The organism is Mycobacterium sp. NPDC003449 (genome assembly GCF_053588415.1).
This window is the reverse complement of the sequence record NZ_JBSFPX010000046.1, coordinates 23730-39882: the sequence shown is the minus strand read 5'-3', so window position 1 is coordinate 39882 and position 16153 is coordinate 23730. Positions and strand designations below refer to the sequence as shown.

Below are 16153 nucleotides of genomic sequence, written 5' to 3'. Positions count from 1 at the left end.
CTGGAATCACTTTCCTTCATTCTCAACGGAGAGCCGGTCCAACCTCTTGAGATCAGTGGGGATCACGGCAATCGCATCCACAAGTTCGATGCCACCGAAGGCAAGCTGAGCGTCGACTACACGGCCACCGTCATCGGCCGGACCGACCCGGCGCCGGTGACCGAATGGGACCATTCGCTGTATCTGCGGCCGAGCCGCTATGCCGAGTCGGACAAGTTCTTCGGTTTCGCCGCGACCGAATTCGGCCGTTACGCGGATTCGGCGACCCTGTTGGAGAAGGTGTCGGACTGGGTGGGGCACCGATTGAGCTATGTCCCGGGGTCCAGCGATCCGATCGACGGCGCCGTGGACACCATGCTCGCCGGTGCCGGCGTATGCCGCGACTACGCGCACCTGGTGGTCGCGCTGCTGCGGGCGGTCAACGTTCCCGCCCGCGTGGTTTCGGTGTACGCACCGGGCCTGGATCCGATGGACTTTCACGCGGTGGCCGAAGCCTTCGTCGACGGGCACTGGTGGGTGATCGACGGAACGCTGTTGGCGCCGCGGCAGAGTCTGGTGCGCATCGCGACCGGACGTGATGCCGCCGACACCGCGTTCCTCGACAACCACAAGGGTTCAATCACGCTGAATCAGATGACGGTGACCGCCGTCGTCGACGGTGAACTGCCCATCGATGCGCTCGACCAGCTGGTGTCGATCGGCTAACGCAGCTTCACCATCCGGATCGTCGAACTCTCGTCCAGTTCGACCAGGTCGGAGCGGGATCGCAGGAAGTCACTGAACGACTTGAAGCCCAGCGACTTCTCCCCGAACGACGGGTCCATGCGTTTCATCTGCGCCTTGACCGCCGAGTTGTGCAGCCACTCGACGTCGTCCTTCTCCAGGCCGATCCGCAGGGCGCGGGTGAGCAGTGCCGTCGCTGCGGCCTGCGGGTCGGGCTCCTCGGATTCGTCGGGTTCGGCCTTCCTGGTGCGGCGCCGCTTCGGCGGTTGCGGCTCCGAGGTCGGCTCGGGTTCGGGGGTGGGAACGCCGGGCAGTGCGTCGTAGATGACGAACTCGTCGCAGGCCGCGGCCAGCGCCCGGCTCGACGCCCCGGCCACGCCGATGCCCACGACGTAGCGGCCGAGCCGTTTGCAGCGTTGGGCCAGCGGGATGTAGTCGGAGTCGCCGGCGACGACCACCACATGGGTCAGGTCGGGCAGCCGGAACATGTCCTCGACGGTGTCGACGGCCAGCCGGATGTCGGCGCCGTTCTTGCCGTAGGCGGCGGCCGGGAACAGCTGCACCAGGTCGACGGCCCGGCCGACCAACTGTTGGCGGTAGTCGGCGTTGACGTCGGCTGACCAGTCCGCATACGCCCTGGTCAGCACGAGAGTGCCGAACGATGAGGCGAAGTCGAGGATCGCGCCGACGTCGACGGTGGCCTTCGCGAGCCGGTCCGGTTCGAGGCCCTTGGCCTTGTCCTTCTGGAACGAGCTGCGGCCATTGACCTGGTCGTACCGCGAGATCACGATGTTGTCGAAGTCGAGGTAGACCGCGACGCGGGTCGGTGTGGGCTCGGTCATGCGTCCAGTGTGGTGCATGGACCTGCGGTTCTGGCAGTGATCCGGGTTGGCGCCTACGCTGACAGCAACATCCCAGGTGGCCCGGACTGCCGCCGCACCTAGACGGACCGGGAACACAGGTGGCAATAAGCGACATTGCGGCGTACTCGCGGTTGAGTGCGGCCGACATCGAGGCGTTCGGCGCCGAACTGGACACCATCCGCAGTGACATCGAGGAATCTCTCGGCGAGCGCGATGCGGCCTACATCCGACGGACCATCATGTTCCAGCGGGCCCTCGATGTGGCGGCGCGGCTGCTGATCGCCTGCGACCGCTCGAAAGCGGGCTGGCTGGTGGGGACCGCGGCGCTGGCATACGCGAAATCCGTTGAGAACATGGAGATCGCGCACAACGTCGGGCACGGCCAGTGGGATTGGATGAACGACCCGGAGATCCACTCCACCACCTGGGAGTGGGATATGGCGGGGCCGTCCGAACAGTGGCGCTATTCGCACAACTACCACCATCACGTGTTCAGCAATGTGCTCGGGGTGGACGACGATCTCGGGTTCGGGATCCTCCGGATGACCCGCGATCAGCAGTGGGAACCCCAGCATCTGGTGCAGCCGGCACGAAATGTGTTGCTGGCCCTGATTTTCGAATTCGGCATCGCGCTGCACGACTTCTATTCGGCACGGGACCGGGCCGACACCTCGGCGGGTAAGGACGCCGCGCGGTGGGCGCTGCGCGCCAAGATCGGCAGGCAACTCGCGAAGGATTATCTGCTCCTGCCCGCGCTGAGCGGGCGGAGGTGGCGCCGCCCCCTTTCTGCCAACCTCACCGCCAACATGTTGCGCAACGTGTGGGCGTACCTGGTGATCGTCTGCGGGCACTTCCCCGACGGTGCCGAGAAGTTCACTCCCGAGACCCTGCGGGAAGAAACCAGACCCGAGTGGTACCTGCGGCAGATGCTGGGCGCGGCCAACTTCAAAGCCGGTCCGGTGCTGGCATTTTCGAGTGGCAATCTCTGCTACCAGATCGAACACCACCTGTTCCCGGACCTGCCGAGTAATCGGCTCGCCGAAATCAGCGAGCGGGTGCGCGACCTGTGTGAGAAGTACGGGGTGCCCTACACCAGCGGGCCGTTGACCCGCCAGTACCTGCAGACCCTGTCCACCATCTTCCGGTTGGCACTGCCCGACACCGGCTGGCCCGGGGCGATGCGGGCGCTGACCCGGCGACAGTGAGCGCGCCCGGGCTTCTCATTCGCGTCGTACGGTGGCGCTGTCTCGGTGTCGGGCGAGGTCAGCGTCCCATCCAGCCGCCGTCCACCGGTAACACGACGCCGTTCACATAGTTGGACGCTGCCGCGGACAGGAACACCGCTGCTCCGCCGAGATCGTCGGGATGGCCCCACTGTCCCGCCGGGATCCGGTCGCGGATCGCCCTCGCTCGTTCCGGATCACTGCGGAGCGCTTCCGTGTTGTCCGTGGCTATATAGCCCGGCGCGATCGCATTGACATTTACCCCTGCGCCGGCCCACTCGTTGGCCAGCGCCCTGGTCAAGCCGGCGACACCGGACTTGGCGGCGGTGTAGGCCGCTACGTTGATGCCGCCCTGGAAGCTCAGCAGTGACGCGATGAAGACGACCTTTCCCGAGCCCTGGTCAACCATCCGGCGGCCCAGTGCGCGGGTGAGGACAAATTGCGCGTTGAGATCCACTTCCATGACTCGGTCCCAGTCCTCGTCGGGGTAGTCGACGGCCGGAAACCTGGCGATTGTGCCGGCATTGTTGATCAGGATGTCCACCGGCGGATGATTCTCGGTGACCTGGGTGGCGAAATTCGTCACCGCCCGTCGGTCGGCGAAATTCACGGTATAGCCGGTGAACTGGCGACCATGAGACTCGACGAGCTCGGCGACATGTTCTCGATTCTGCGTCAGTTGCACGCTGGCCCCGATGATGTCGGCACCCGCGCGGGCCAGCGCGCCGGCGATGGACAGACCGATGCCGCGGCGGCATCCGGTCACCACAGCGGTCTTGCCGGTGAGATCAAAGATGTTTTCAGGCAACAAAATTCCGTTCTATCCGGCCAGGCTCTGTGGCCGGCAGTCGATGAGTACTTTCATCAGTCCGGCGTCACCCGAGTCGAGTTCGGTAAACGCACCGGATACCGCCGAAAGGGGAGTGACGAGGGAGATGAGTTCCTTGGCAGGCACGGTGCCGTCGGCGACGAGCTCGACCGCCCGCTCGAAGTCGGATCGGCTGTACAGTCGGGTACCTACGAGGCTGAGTTCCCGCCAGAAGAACTGGTGCAGGTCAACGGGGCGAGGCTGCCCGTGGATGGCGACAAGCACCAGCCGTCCTCGGGCTCCGAGCAGGTCGACCGCGGTGCGGACACCGCCCTCCGAACCCGACACCTCGAAGGTGACGTCCGCGCCGCCGCTGTCGGTCCAGGTGTTCACCGCCTCGGCGACGTCGTCGTCGGCACCGAGCGTGCGGAACCCGAGTCGTTCGGCCAGTGCCCGGCGCGCCGGATTCAATTCGACGAGGATGAGATCGGCGCCCGCTGATCGCGCCACGGTCGCGATCAGCAGACCCACCGGCCCACCGCCGACGACCACGACCTTCTCCTCGGGCTGGACTGCTGCCCTGCCCACGTCGTGGACCGCGACGGCGGTGGGCTCGGTCAGCGCGGCGTGTGCCAGATCCAAGTCGGCGGGTAACGCTACGAGCAGGTCGGCGGGAATCGTCCAGTAGCTCTGCATACTGCCGGACGAGTCAATGCCCACGAAGTTGAGCTGCTGGCAGATGTGGTGGTTGCCGGTGATGCACGCCTTGCACGAGCCGCACCAGATCAACGGCATCGCGGTGACGTGATCGCCGACCGCCCAGCCGGTGACTCCCTCGCCGACGGCGACAATCTGGCCGGACATCTCGTGGCCGATGACCGCCGGAGTCTTGACCCGCGTGTCCATGTCACCGTGGTAGATGTGCAGATCGGTGCCGCAGACACCGGTGTAGGCGACGGCGACGGTGACGCTACCGCGGCCAGGTGTCGTCGGCTCGGTGGCGGCGGGCGTCACCTCGAATGTTCTGGAGCCGCTGTAGTACGCGGCTGCCGGCTGGCTGACGGTCGAAGATGTCGGTGGCATTGCTGATTGCGGCCTCTCAGGATTGTCGATTGGTGAGTGCGGCGGGGTTCAGGTCGAGCTGGACAATTACGTTGTGGGGTAACGGAATGCCTTCGTTCAGGTATTGCTTCTTCAGACGTAGGGCGCGGTGGCCCGGCAGACGTACCGGCTGATCGGTGCGCACGGGTGGTGACTCGGTGCAGGCGTCGATCAGGTGCTGCATCTCCGCGCCGAAGCTCTCCGAGCCACCGAGTCGATCGGGGTCGATGAGCAGGATGAACACCGACGCCGCCTTGTAGCCGCGCGCTTGCCGACGCCCGTGGCCGGCCAGGCCGGACGTGAGTGCCTCCACCATGAGTCCGAGACCGAACCCTTTGTGCCCGAATTCTGTTCCGCCCAGCGGGAGGATTGTTCCCGGCGGGTCGGCGAAGAAGTCCGAGGGATCACGTGAGGGGCGCCCCGCGGCGTCGATGATCGCCGCGCGGGGCAGAACGGTGTTGGTTTCGCGTGCCCGTGACAAAGCGCTGTTGGTCATCGTCGAGGTACTGATGTCGACCAGAATCGGGGTGGGCGCCGGTATGCCGACGGCGATCGGATTGGGTGTGTACACACCCCCGCGACCCCCGTGGGGAGCGACCGTCGCCACGGTGGGATCGGATGACATGATTACCCCAACCAGTCCCTGGTCGGTGATCTTTTCCAGATAAGCTGCCAGACAACCGATGTGATGCGAACGTGCCAGAACCCCCAAGCCAATGCCATGGGATCGTGCCGCGGCACCGGCCCACTGCACCGCATTGTGAACCGAGTAGGGCCCCAAGACGTGTCCGCAGTCGTACAGTGCGACCGCTCCGCTATCGCGGATTTTGTTGAATCGCCGGCTGTCACCGAAGGCTCGCCCGGCGGCGATGTCCTCGAGGTAGCCGGCCGCGAGCGCCACGCCGTGCGTATGGTGCCCCAGCAGGTCGCCCTCGACCAGGACACCCGCCACGATATCGGCCACCTCGGTCTCGACCCCTGCGGCCTCGAACATGCCGGCCACGTGATGGTGGAGGGTGGTGTGGCCGACAGTGCTGGTTGCGCTCACCGGCCTGCGACCGCCGCGGTGCCGCGTGCGGTGATTGGGCCCAGCGCAGGCACGATGACGAGGTAGGCCAGTGCCCCCACCACCGAGACGATGCCTGTCACCACCAGCGCGGCGGTATACGAGCCGGAGTACTGGATGATGGCGCCGGTGACGATGGGACCGAGAAATCCCGCAATGTTGGCGGCACAGTTCTGGATGCCGCCCAGGGCGCCGACATGGCGCGGTGTCGGGGCGAATTCCAGGGGCATCGACCCGATCGACGGCCCGCCGATCATCAAGAAGCCGTAACTGGCGGTAAACAGTGCCAGCGCGATCGCGTCGTTGGGGGCGATGACGGCGAGCATGATGATGGAACCGAGCAGCATGCCGCAGACCAGCGGGGTTTTGCGGACCACCGTAACGCTGACGCCGCGGGCGGTGGCCCGGTCCTGCAGGATACCGCTGAGCAGTTCGGTCCCGACCGCGACGATGCCGGGGACCATTCCCCAGAACCCGAGCTTGAGGAGGCTGAAGCCGCGTTCGTGGACCAGATAGCTGGGGAACCAGGTGATGAAGAAGTAGGCGATGTAGTTGAAGCAGAAGAAGCCGAGGATGAGGCCCCATACCGCCCGGTAGCGGAACAGGTCGCGCCAGCGGATTTTCTCGGCGTCCGGGTCGGCGGAATTATCCTGTCCGGCTTCGATATACGCCCGCTCCCGTGCGCTGAGCCGTTTGTGGACGCTGGGGTCGCGATAGGCGACCAGCCATCCGACGGCCCAGATCACCGCGATCCCTCCTGCCACTACGAACGCCATCCGCCAGCCCCATAAGCCGATGACGCCGGTGATGAGCGGAATGGTGAGTACGCCGCCGACGCGTGCCCCCATGTCCCAGATCGCCGTGGCGGTCGCACGTTCGGACCGGGGAAACCAGCGCGCTGTCACCTGCACGCACGATGGATACTGTGTCGCCTCGCCGACGCCCAGCAGGAACCGCAGTCCGAGCAGGCTGGCGACGTTGGTGACCGCGGCGGTAGCCAGGGTCGCGACCGCCCAGATCATGCCGCCGATCCCATACACCAGCCGGGCACCGAAGCGGTCGACCAGCGAGCCGGCCGGCAGCAGGCACAAGGCGTAGACCAGGAAGAACCAGCCGAGGATGATTCCTTCCACTGTCGGTGTGAGGTGCAGGTCGTCACCCATGAAAGGCAGGGCGACGGCGATTGCGGAACGGTCGATGTTGTTGACCGCGAAGCCCGCGAACGCCAGGCCGATGATGGCCCAGCGCAGGCCGGGTCGCCGCGAATCGGGAGTGCGGGAGGTTTCCGGTGTGGAGGAGGGCAATTCCGTTGCCGGTCCGGATGAGGTCATAGTCGGCGCCTTCTCTGGAGTCAATGGGATCGGAACCGGCGGGTCAACGGATCAACATGCCGCGGCCGGGGCGATAGGCGAAGGCCTGCTCTGCATCGGCGGGGAGGGTTGCGCCAGAGCCAGGTTCGGTCGGCCGGCGGATCGCTCCGTCGACGAGCGCGAGGGGATGCGTCAGCGTCGCCTCGCGGAGGGGATTGAGCAGGGTGCAAACCTCGACCAGGTCCAGCCCGCAGGCGAAGGCGGCGTGGATGCTGGTCATCAGCTGCACGCCGCTGCCCCAGACGTGGGGGATGGCCCGGATTCCGGCGGCCCGCGCGTGGTCGACGACACGCCGAAACTGGGCGTATCCACCGATCATGGACAGGTCCGGTTGGGCGATGTCGACGGCTTCGGCGTCGAGCAGTCGGTGGAAATCCTCGACGACGGTGAAACTCTCCACACCGGTGACCGCGATGTCGACGGCGGAGCGGACGGCTACGTAGCCGTCCAGATCCTCGACGGCACAGGGCTCTTCATACCAGTACATGCCGAGTCGGGAAAGCTCCTGCCCGACGGCGATCGCGTCGGAGACCGGCCATGGGTCGGCGGCGCAACCTTGTACCGCGTCCAGGCACAGGCGGGCTCGGCTGCCGAGCAGGCCTGCGACGTGACGGGCGAGATCGATGGTGGTCGCCGGGTCACCCATGGCGCGGATCTTGATGGTGCGAAACCCTGAGTCTGCTTGTTGCAGTGTCCAATCGGCCACCTGATCGAACGTGGTGCCCAGACCTCCGCTGGCATAGGCGTCGATGGCGGCTGCCGGTTCGGCTGCCGGACCGGCGTGCTGAGCTTGTAGGTGCTGCCATAGTGGGAGGCCCGCTTCGATGGCTTCGGCGTCGAGGCAGGCCAGTTCCACTGCGGCGATGACGCCGGAGCTGATGCCGCCGCGGGCCCAGAACCGGGTCTTGTCCCGGAGATGGTCACCGATAGCTATCGCGGGCATGTCGACATCTTCGAGATAGCGGGACAGCGCGTCGAGGATGCCGGGGACGGCTTCGGCGGCCATCGTGCCCTGGGCCACCTCGCCGAGGCCGGTCACGCCCGAGGGCAGGGTCACTTCGACGAGTGCGGCGTCCCAGGTGGTGATGGTGCCGCCGGACCAAGCCAGTGGGGCGTCGCCGGACGTGTCGTAACCGAGGAGGACCGGGCGGATGCTGGCGATCTTCACTGTGATCCTTTCGCTGATTGAGGCGGTGATGTGACCGGGGCGACACTATGGGGCGAATGTATTGATGTCAAGAATTGGCCCTACCAATTTGTCATCCGGTCGGTACCAGGCACTACCGTCACGTCATGACAGTCCATTCGACGGACTCGGTGTCAGACGGCTCCGGATCGGGCCCGTCGGCGATCGATCGCACCATCGACGCGATCCGCGGCATCATCGCCTCGGGCGAGATTCTGCCGGGCCAGCAACTGCCCACCGAGCGTGATCTGGCCGCGCGCCTCGGTGTCTCCCGGAACACCGTGCGCGAAGCCGTTCGGGCGTTGTCGCTGGTCAACATCGTCGAATCGCGACGTGGGGCGGGAAATTTCGTCACCAGCCTGGCGCCGCGGCTGTTGCTGGATTCGATGTCGATGCTCATCACGCTGTCCGGACGCTCAACGGTCCTGGATCTGCTCGCGGTGCGGCGGGTGCTGGAGGCCGAGGCGACCGCGCAGGCCGCGGCCAGGATCGATGCCGACGGGTTGGCCCGGCTGCAGGAATGCCTGGACGAAATGCACCACAACCCGCAGAGCGGTGACGGCGATGTCGAGGCCGTGACCGCGGCAGACGTCCGGTTCCACCTGACCATCGCCGAGATCGCCGGTAACCCCGTTCTGGCGGCACTGCTGGAAGCGTTGAGCGATAGGACGTTTCGCGCACGGGTCTGGCGTGGATACACCCAGTCCGGGGTGTTCGAACGGGCCTGGGACCAGCACCACGCAATATTCCGCGCGTTGCGCGACCACGACCCCGCGCAAGCTGCCGCCTACGCCGCGGCACACGTCGCTGACGTGGAAGCCTTCCTGCGCGAGAGCCTTCCCGACGGCTCCGGGCTGTCGTAGGTCGCCCTGCACCCTCCAATATTGGCCCTGCCAATTGATTGACGGCGTCAGAATCCGCCGATATCGTTCAGCTCACATGAGGGCCGTTCGGTCCTCGGTTGTCGTCGAATTCTCGATTGAGGTGCAGAGGTGGGAGTGGCCCAACTAAGTCCGACGGTGAGTGCCGCACAGGTCTCGGACTCCCTGGATGCCAGCGGCGCACGCGGAAATGTGTTGGCCGCGGGTATCCGGCCGTTGCGAGAAGGCACCCGCATCGTGGGCCGCGCCCACCCGATCCAGTTCGCGCCGACCGAGCGTGATCAGGACGATCCGTACCGTGACTTCATCGAATACATGGATGCGATGAAACCGGGCGACGTCGCGATGATCGCGACCGCAGGCAACACCCGCACCGCGTACTGGGGTGAGTTGTTCTCGGCCGCCGCCATGGGGCGTGGCGCCGTGGGGGCCATCTGCGACAGCTACGTCCGCGACACCACGAAGATCGCGGCGCTGGACTTCCCGGTGTTCTCCGCCGGGCGCCGGCCGCTGGACTACCGGTCTCGGATGCGGGTGGTGTCGGCCGGTGAACCGGTTACCTGTGCCGGGGTGCTGATCGAGCCGGGCCAGCTGATTATCGCCGAGGACGACGGCATCGTCGCCGTCCCCGCGGTCGTGGAGGCCGAGGTCGTCGAACGCGCGAATGCCCGCGCCGCTACCGAATCCAACGTCCTAACCGAGCTTTTGGCAGGTAAGACGCTGGGCGAGGTGTGGTCCCGCTACGGAGTGCTGTGACAGGCGTCGGCGATGCCCCTGCCGTAGCCACCTCGCGGGAGCTGCTGCTGCTCGACCCTGGTGACAACACCCTGGCAGTGCGCCGACCGCTCACCGCGGGGACCGACCTGCTCATCGACGGATATCGGGTCAGGATCGATCGCGAACTACCTGTCGGGCACAAGGTTTCGCGCGTCGATCTGCCAGTCGGGTCACACGTGCGCAAGTACGGCGCGGTCATCGGCACCACCATCGCCGAGGTACGCCGTGGCGAGCATCTGCACACCCACAACTTCACCAGCAACTACATCCCGGCACATCTGCGGGGCGGCACCGAGACCACCGGTGCGAAGTGGGAAGGGACGACGGCATGAACGAGAACGACAGCATGGCCATCACTGGTTACTCGCGGGCCGACGGCCGGGTCGGTATACGCAACGTCGTGGCGGTGGTCTACCTGGTCGAGTGCGCGCATTTCGTGTGTCGTGAGATCGTCGCGCCCTTTCGTGACGAGGCCGTACACGTCATCGGATTCCCCGGCTGCTATCCCAACGACTACGCGGAGCGGATCATGACCGCACTCTGTACGCATCCCAATGTCGGTGGTGTGCTGCTGGTTTCGCTCGGCTGTGAGAGCTTTGACCGGGAGACTCTGGCGCAGCGCATCGCGGAGAGCGGACGATGGACTCAGACCCTGGTGATTCAGAAGTCGGGAGGCAGCGCCACCACGATCTCCGCCGGCCGGACCGCAGTGCGTAATGCGCTGGAGTCAATAGCCGCGACGCCGCGCGTACCGTTCGACTGGAGTGATCTCGTAGTCGGAACCATCTGCGGCGGCTCCGACGGAACCAGCGGCCTCACCGCAAACCCGGCCGTGGGCCGGGCGTTCGATCGCCTGGTCGCTGCGGGCGCCCGGTGCATCTTCGAAGAGACCGGTGAGTTGATCGGTTGCGAGGAACACATGCGTGACCGGGCGGCCACAGCGGAACTCGGAGACGAGATCGTCGCGACCGTCGACAAAGCCGCCCGCTACTACGAGGCACTCGGACATGCCAGTATCGCGCCGGGAAACGTTGAAGGCGGCCTGACCACCATCGAAGAGAAGTCGCTCGGCGCCTACGCCAAGAGCGGATCCTCACCGATCGTCGGGATCCTCAAGCCCGGCGACATTCCAGCTGCCGACGGACTCTACCTGCTCGACGTGGTGCCCGACGGCCCGCCGACGTTCGGCTATCCGAACATCAACGACACCGTGGAGATCGTCGAGCTGATCGCATGCGGTGCGCACGTCATTCTTTTCACGACCGGACGCGGATCGGTGGTGGGATCGGCGATTTCACCCGTGATCAAAGTGTGCGCCAATCCGGACACATATCGTGCCATGACCGGTGACATGGATGTGGACGCCGGGCGAATCCTCGAAGGTGCCGATCTCGACGAGGTGGGTGCGGAGATCGTCGAGCTGGTAGCCGCGGTCGCGGCCGGGGCGCCGACCAAGTCGGAGCTACTGGGCCATCAGGAATTTCTCCTGGGCTACAAGACCTTCAGCCCCATCGGCCCATCCTGCCTGGCCTCGTGAGCGCAATCGGACATTGTGGTGCGCTGACTCCGCTTCACGGAAGCAACGCCGAACAATCGTCACCGGCGAGCATGCGCTTGAGCAGTCGGCTGTCCCAGTAGTCGCGCCACGCGATGATCGACCCGTTCTCGACCTCGAAGGTGCCCATCACCGGCAACCGATGCTCTCGACCAGCGGAATCGGTGAGGATATCGATGCGTTCGGTCAGCACCGTCGACTCTCGCTCCAGGCAGTTCACCAGCAGGTACCGGTAAGGCCCGGGAAACGCATCGAACTGGGCGGCGAGCGCGGCCTTGATGGCCTCATGTCCCACCGATGCGGGAGCGCCGATGTTTTGATACACCGCCGCCGGGTGGAAGTGGCCGACGATGATGTCCACATCTCGGGTCGCTGTGGCCTCGCAGAACCATCGTACCGTGTCGCCAGGAGTCATCGTGGGTCGACCAGCGACTTGGCGATGGTGTTCTTGAGGATTTCGCTCGAACCACCGGCGATTTCATAGGTTTTCGCGTCCCGCAGATAGCGGCCGAACGGTGACGAGGTGCGGGTGCCGTGTGCGCCGCAGACCTGTACCGCCATCTCGGCGACATCGGTGGCTACCCGGGAGGCGAGCAGCTTGGCCTCGGAGCTGCTGCGCGCGATGTCGTGTCCGTCGTCGAGGTCTCGAGCCGCCTGATAGGACAGCAGCCGGGCGGCGTCGATACGCGCCGCCGCTTCGGCGAAATACCATTGGATGCCCTGGAAGTCGATAACCCTCGACGAGAACGCTGTGCGTCCGACCGCATATTCAAGGGCGGCATCGAAGGCGGCGCGCGCGATGCCCAGCGAGATGCCCGCGGCGAGCACCCGCGAATTGGCCAGCGTCACCATGGCCTGTTTGAGGCCCCGTCCCTCTTCACCGATGAGCGCGTCCGCCGGCAGCTCGCAGTCGAGGTGCAGGTCCACATGCGGGCCGTTGCGCAGTCCGAATGTCTGCGCCTCGTGGGTCTCCTCGGTGTGCAGTCCGTCGGTTTCCCGAGGCACGGCGAATACCGATACCCCGACGTCGGTCTCGGCCAGGATCACGAAGAGATCGGCGGCGGATCCCGATGTGATGAATGCCTTCTGGCCGTTGACGCGCCAATTCCCGTCCGGTTGGCGTACGGCTTTGGTGTCGAGTGAGCGGATATCGCTACCGTGGGCGCGTTCGGTGAGCGCATATGCGGCCCGCATTCCGTCGGCATAGCGGGGAAGCAGCCTGCTGCGTAACGACGGCGACCCGAAGGTGTCGAGGAGTTTCTGGCTCTGGAAGATCGTGATCAGTGAGATACCGACGATGGCGCTGCCGACCGAGAGTTCCTCGAACACGGCGAGCAGCCGGCTCATCGAGCCCTGCCCGCCGCCGACGTCCTCGGGCAGGGTGAGGGAATTCCAGCCACGTTCGGCGGTCAGGGCGATGATCTCGTCGGGATACCGGTCGGTGCGGTCGAGTTCCTCGGCCCGTGGTTCGACCTCGGCACAGACGAATCGCCGAAGTTCTTCTCCCAGTGCGGGGTCGTCGAGGTGTCGCCACCGTTGAGCATGCTCGGTCAGCACGGCTTCTCCTGTGTCGGGGGTCATTCTGCGCGGGTCAGGTCGACGTCACGGGTCTCCGGTCCCCAGGCCGCTCCGATCAGGGTGAGCAGGCCGGCGAGCAACAGAAAGACCACGGGGGTGAACTCGTAGGGCATGACGTTGTCGAGGTAGAGCATGTGGAAGGCGTACAGCGACGGGATGACCCCGGCCAGCGCGTAGCCGGTGCCGTACCCGGCCGCTCGCACCCCCACCGCGAACCGCTCGATGATGTAGGTGGTGGCGATTCCGAAGGGTGACATCGCGACGACCAGGGCGATGGTGTAGTAGGTCATGACGAGCCATAACGGTTGGTCACTCTGCACGGCGCGGATCATGAGATAGAAAGCGGGCAAGGCGATCACGAGGTCCAGCGCGCCGGCGACCATCAACGCCCGTCGGCGCCCGATCCGCTGCCCGACGGCGCCGTAAACCAGGTATCCGGTGGCCAGCGCGATGTTGGCGATGAGTAGACCGTAAATGACCTGCTGGCTGGGCAACTCGAAGAAGGTCTGCAACAGCGGTGGTGTTGCCGACACCAAAGCCGCTGAACCCCACCACATTCCCATCGTCACCACGATCACCTGGGTGAGTTTGCGTCCGTTGACACCGCGGAACAGGGTGCGCAGGCTCCCACCCCTGGTCGATGTGGCGTTCTGCCGTTTGGCCTCCAGCCACGCCTCCGACTCGGGGACCCTGGCGAACTGGACGTAGAGGATGATGCCGAGCACCCCGCCGATGGCGAACGGCACTCGCCATCCCCACTGCAGATAGGCCCCGTCGCCCACGCTGGTCAGCATCACCAGCGTTGCTATCGAGATGGCGATGAAACCCCACGGATAGGCAGAGCCGATGACGGCGCCGACCATCCCGCGCCGTTCGGGCTGGGCCTGTTCCAGCGCAAGCGGATTGGCGCCCGCGTACTCCCCACCCATGAAGACGCCGCCGATGAACCGCAGCAGGGTCAGCAGGGCTATCGCCCAATAGCCCATCGTGGCATGACCGGGCAGCACGGCCATCGCGAATGTACAGGTGGTGAACCCGGCCACCGCGATGAGCGTGCTCTTACGCCTGCCGATCGAATCGGCGAGGCTGCCGAAGATGATCGAGCCCAACGGACGCCCGATCAGAGTCGCGATGAGCGTCAAATAGAACAAGGTGGTCTTCGTCGCCGGCGGCAGATCGGCCGGCTGAAAGTACATGATCGCCGGGGCCAGCGCCACGACGGGCAGGTAGATGTCGTAGTAGTCGACGAAGAAACCGAAGAATGCCGCTCGGGTGGTCTTGCGTGACGTCGCCTTGTCCACCGGTACCGCCGACCTGCCGCCGTTCGGCTGATCGGCGTCCAGTACCGAGCGTTCGGTCATGTCCTGGTCCCTTCCTTGGAGTCGACGGCGGGCGTCGAGCTGTACAGCGAGCGAAGGTCGATGTCGGTGGCGCGCCGGTCCCAGGCACCGGCCGTGCCGGATTCTCGGAGCCTGGCCTTGATCACTTTCTTCGTGATCGTGCGGGGGAGCTCGTCGAGAAGTTCGACGTAACGTGGAACCATGTGGTGGGGAAGCGCTTTGGCGCAGTGGTGGACGACGGCGGCGGGGTCGATGACTGCGTCCGGCGCGGTCACGATGCTGACCTTGATGTCGTCGTCACCGTCGTAGGCCGACGGAACACCGACTACCGCGCATTCACTGACGCCGGGGATCTCGGCCACCGCGATCTCGACGTCGTAGGTCGAGATGTTCTCGGCCCGCCGACGGATCCGGTCGCCGACCCGGTCGGTGAAGTAGACGTAGCCGTCGTCATCCATCCAGCCGAGGTCCCCGGTGTGGAAAAAGAAGTTGCGCCACGCCTCCAACGTCTTGCCGGGTTGCCCTTCGTAGCCCTGCATCATGGTGAACGGCGCCAACGGCCGGACCTGCAGCTCACCGACGTCGCCCGGCGAAACCGGCTCATCGGTGTCGGGATCGGCGATGCGCAGGTCGAAATGCTCGGTGAGCACGGTGCCGCATGAGCCGGGGCGAAGTGGTTGGTCGAAGGGGCGCCAGGTCGGCAGACACACCTCGGTCATGCCCCATAATTCGACGGCCTTGAGGTCGAACCGTCGTTCGAAGTCCAGCGCGATCTTCTTCGGCATCGGCGCCGCCATGATCCTGGTGACCGGGTTGTCGCCGTCGTCGGGCAGCTCGGGGGTGTTGTGGATCATCTCCAGCATCGGCCCGTGTCCGAATCCGATGGTCGCGTTGTGCCTGCGCACGTTGGTCAGCCATTGGGTGGGTTCGAACTGCTTCTCCAGCACCACATGTGCCCCGACGGTCATCGCCGCGAAGACCACCATGAACTTTCCGGCGGTGTGATACAGCGGGTGAATGCAGTAGAAGATGTCGGACCCCGTCATCCGGACTCCGTCAGCCGAGGTGTCGGCGATCAACCGGAGCTGGCGGTGCGGCATCAGCACCCCCTTGGCCGGACCGGTTGTACCAGAGGTGAAGACGATGGATCCGGTGGACCGGTAGTCGTAGCTGTCCGGCAGGGTCACCGTGTCGGCACCGCTGCGGTCGTCGAATAGGTCCATCCGCACGGTGCCGTGGGTGGTGGGCGGTTCCTGACCGATCAGCAGGACGGTGTCGACGTCGGTCCCGGCGATGCCGTCGGAGATCACGGTGTTCCACTGGTCGGTGACCAGAACCCGCGCGCGGCTCACCTCGATGGCGTGGCGTAGCGGCTGCCCGCGCAGCGCCGGATTGATCCATACTTCGGTGGCGCCGAGCAGATTGGTGCCGAACCACGCGTGGACCGCCTCCAACGAGTTGGCGGCCATGATGACCACGCGATCGTCTGCGGCCACCCCGGCCCCGGCCAGTGCCGCTGCCGCACAACGCGACCGGTGATACACCTCGGCGAAGGTCTCCGGCGCGCCGTCGGACATGGACAGGTATTGGCGGTCTCCGTGGGTGGCGGCCTGCAGTTGCAGGGTTTCGGGGAGGGTTGGGGCGGGCATGGGCTGTCCTGTCGGTTGGGGGCTGGTGCTCTC

At 65.6% G+C, this 16153-nt stretch carries 16 protein-coding genes; 6 read left to right on the top strand and 10 right to left on the bottom strand.

All coding sequences use genetic code 11. The features are described from left to right. A partial coding sequence (locus tag ACWDTP_RS14605; RefSeq protein ID WP_450020808.1) for a transglutaminase-like domain-containing protein occupies nt 1-705 on the top strand: 705 nt, incomplete at its 5' end. On the opposite strand, the gene ACWDTP_RS14600 is transcribed toward ACWDTP_RS14605, so the two are convergent. Next, complete coding sequence (locus ACWDTP_RS14600; RefSeq protein WP_450020806.1) at nt 702-1565, bottom strand: NYN domain-containing protein; 864 nt, start codon at nt 1563-1565, stop codon at nt 702-704. The two genes, ACWDTP_RS14605 and ACWDTP_RS14600, sit on opposite strands and share 4 nt — an antisense overlap. 119 nt (nt 1566-1684) lie before the next feature. Between ACWDTP_RS14600 and ACWDTP_RS14595 the strand changes: the two genes are divergently transcribed. After that, entirely contained in the window at nt 1685-2791 is a 1107-nt protein-coding gene (locus ACWDTP_RS14595) for a fatty acid desaturase family protein (protein WP_450020804.1), read from the top strand. Nucleotides 2792-2849: 58 nt separating this feature from the next. On the opposite strand, the gene ACWDTP_RS14590 is transcribed toward ACWDTP_RS14595, so the two are convergent. Genes ACWDTP_RS14590 through ACWDTP_RS14570 form a run of 5 tightly spaced genes read right to left on the bottom strand, consistent with a single transcriptional unit; the run spans nt 2850 to nt 8322 of the window. Beyond that, a complete protein-coding gene (locus ACWDTP_RS14590) occupies nt 2850-3617 on the bottom strand; it encodes an SDR family oxidoreductase (protein ID WP_450020802.1) in 768 nt (255 codons plus the stop codon). A 12-nt stretch (nt 3618-3629) separates the two neighbouring features. Then, the gene (locus ACWDTP_RS14585; RefSeq protein WP_450020800.1) at nt 3630-4700 is read right to left on the bottom strand and encodes a zinc-dependent alcohol dehydrogenase; all 1071 of its coding nucleotides are present in this window, start codon (nt 4698-4700) and stop codon (nt 3630-3632) included. Nucleotides 4701-4716: 16 nt separating this feature from the next. Then, nucleotides 4717-5766 carry an Ldh family oxidoreductase gene (locus ACWDTP_RS14580; protein WP_450020798.1) on the bottom strand — a complete coding sequence of 350 codons (1050 nt, stop codon included), beginning with the start codon at nt 5764-5766 and terminating at the stop codon, nt 4717-4719. Then, the gene (locus ACWDTP_RS14575) at nt 5763-7115 is read right to left on the bottom strand and encodes an MFS transporter (RefSeq protein WP_450020796.1); all 1353 of its coding nucleotides are present in this window, start codon (nt 7113-7115) and stop codon (nt 5763-5765) included. Before ACWDTP_RS14575 ends, ACWDTP_RS14580 begins: the two co-directional genes overlap by 4 nt. 43 nt (nt 7116-7158) lie before the next feature. After that, nucleotides 7159-8322 (bottom strand): mandelate racemase/muconate lactonizing enzyme family protein, encoded by a 1164-nt coding sequence (locus ACWDTP_RS14570; RefSeq protein WP_450020794.1) that lies wholly within the window; start codon nt 8320-8322, stop codon nt 7159-7161. A 125-nt stretch (nt 8323-8447) separates the two neighbouring features. On the opposite strand from ACWDTP_RS14570, the gene ACWDTP_RS14565 reads away from it, so the two are divergent. The 4 genes from ACWDTP_RS14565 to ACWDTP_RS14550 all read left to right on the top strand — a co-directional run bounded on the left by ACWDTP_RS14565 (nt 8448) and on the right by ACWDTP_RS14550 (nt 11535). Next, nucleotides 8448-9203, top strand: coding sequence for a FadR/GntR family transcriptional regulator (locus ACWDTP_RS14565; RefSeq protein ID WP_450020792.1), 756 nt, complete (start codon nt 8448-8450; stop codon nt 9201-9203). Nucleotides 9204-9359: 156 nt separating this feature from the next. Continuing rightward, on the top strand, nt 9360-9977 hold the full coding sequence (locus ACWDTP_RS14560) for an RraA family protein (protein WP_450020791.1): 618 nt from the start codon (nt 9360-9362) through the stop codon (nt 9975-9977). Next, nucleotides 9974-10330, top strand: a complete 357-nt coding sequence (locus tag ACWDTP_RS14555; RefSeq protein ID WP_450020789.1) for a UxaA family hydrolase — start codon at nt 9974-9976, stop codon at nt 10328-10330. Before ACWDTP_RS14560 ends, ACWDTP_RS14555 begins: the two co-directional genes overlap by 4 nt. Beyond that, a complete protein-coding gene (locus ACWDTP_RS14550) occupies nt 10327-11535 on the top strand; it encodes a UxaA family hydrolase (protein ID WP_450020787.1) in 1209 nt (402 codons plus the stop codon). Before ACWDTP_RS14555 ends, ACWDTP_RS14550 begins: the two co-directional genes overlap by 4 nt. Nucleotides 11536-11569: 34 nt before the next feature. Here ACWDTP_RS14550 and ACWDTP_RS14545 read toward each other — a convergent pair whose 3' ends face one another. Genes ACWDTP_RS14545 through ACWDTP_RS14530 form a run of 4 tightly spaced genes read right to left on the bottom strand, consistent with a single transcriptional unit; the run spans nt 11570 to nt 16120 of the window. Then, on the bottom strand, nt 11570-11968 hold the full coding sequence (locus tag ACWDTP_RS14545) for a limonene-1,2-epoxide hydrolase family protein (RefSeq protein ID WP_450020785.1): 399 nt from the start codon (nt 11966-11968) through the stop codon (nt 11570-11572). Continuing rightward, a complete protein-coding gene (locus ACWDTP_RS14540) occupies nt 11965-13134 on the bottom strand; it encodes an acyl-CoA dehydrogenase family protein (protein WP_450020783.1) in 1170 nt (389 codons plus the stop codon). Before ACWDTP_RS14540 ends, ACWDTP_RS14545 begins: the two co-directional genes overlap by 4 nt. Further along, nucleotides 13131-14492 carry an MFS transporter gene (locus ACWDTP_RS14535; protein ID WP_450020781.1) on the bottom strand — a complete coding sequence of 454 codons (1362 nt, stop codon included), beginning with the start codon at nt 14490-14492 and terminating at the stop codon, nt 13131-13133. The genes ACWDTP_RS14540 and ACWDTP_RS14535 overlap by 4 nt, the downstream gene beginning before the upstream one ends. Further along, nucleotides 14489-16120 carry an AMP-binding protein gene (locus ACWDTP_RS14530; RefSeq protein ID WP_450020779.1) on the bottom strand — a complete coding sequence of 544 codons (1632 nt, stop codon included), beginning with the start codon at nt 16118-16120 and terminating at the stop codon, nt 14489-14491. The genes ACWDTP_RS14535 and ACWDTP_RS14530 overlap by 4 nt, the downstream gene beginning before the upstream one ends. Between the last annotated feature and the right edge of the window lie 33 nt (nt 16121-16153).

What these genes read in the sequence shown, in the direction of transcription:
- ACWDTP_RS14530 (WP_450020779.1), bottom strand. Translation starts at nt 16,120, where the DNA reads ATGCCCGCCCCAACCCTCCCCGAAACCCTGCAACTGCAGGCCGCCACC.
- ACWDTP_RS14550 (WP_450020787.1), top strand. Translation starts at nt 10,327, where the DNA reads ATGAACGAGAACGACAGCATGGCCATCACTGGTTACTCGCGGGCCGAC.
- ACWDTP_RS14585 (WP_450020800.1), bottom strand. Translation starts at nt 4,700, where the DNA reads ATGCCACCGACATCTTCGACCGTCAGCCAGCCGGCAGCCGCGTACTAC.
- ACWDTP_RS14565 (WP_450020792.1), top strand. Translation starts at nt 8,448, where the DNA reads ATGACAGTCCATTCGACGGACTCGGTGTCAGACGGCTCCGGATCGGGC.
- ACWDTP_RS14535 (WP_450020781.1), bottom strand. Translation starts at nt 14,492, where the DNA reads ATGACCGAACGCTCGGTACTGGACGCCGATCAGCCGAACGGCGGCAGG.
- ACWDTP_RS14545 (WP_450020785.1), bottom strand. Translation starts at nt 11,968, where the DNA reads ATGACTCCTGGCGACACGGTACGATGGTTCTGCGAGGCCACAGCGACC.
- ACWDTP_RS14575 (WP_450020796.1), bottom strand. Translation starts at nt 7,115, where the DNA reads ATGACCTCATCCGGACCGGCAACGGAATTGCCCTCCTCCACACCGGAA.
- ACWDTP_RS14540 (WP_450020783.1), bottom strand. Translation starts at nt 13,134, where the DNA reads ATGACCCCCGACACAGGAGAAGCCGTGCTGACCGAGCATGCTCAACGG.
- ACWDTP_RS14600 (WP_450020806.1), bottom strand. Translation starts at nt 1,565, where the DNA reads ATGACCGAGCCCACACCGACCCGCGTCGCGGTCTACCTCGACTTCGAC.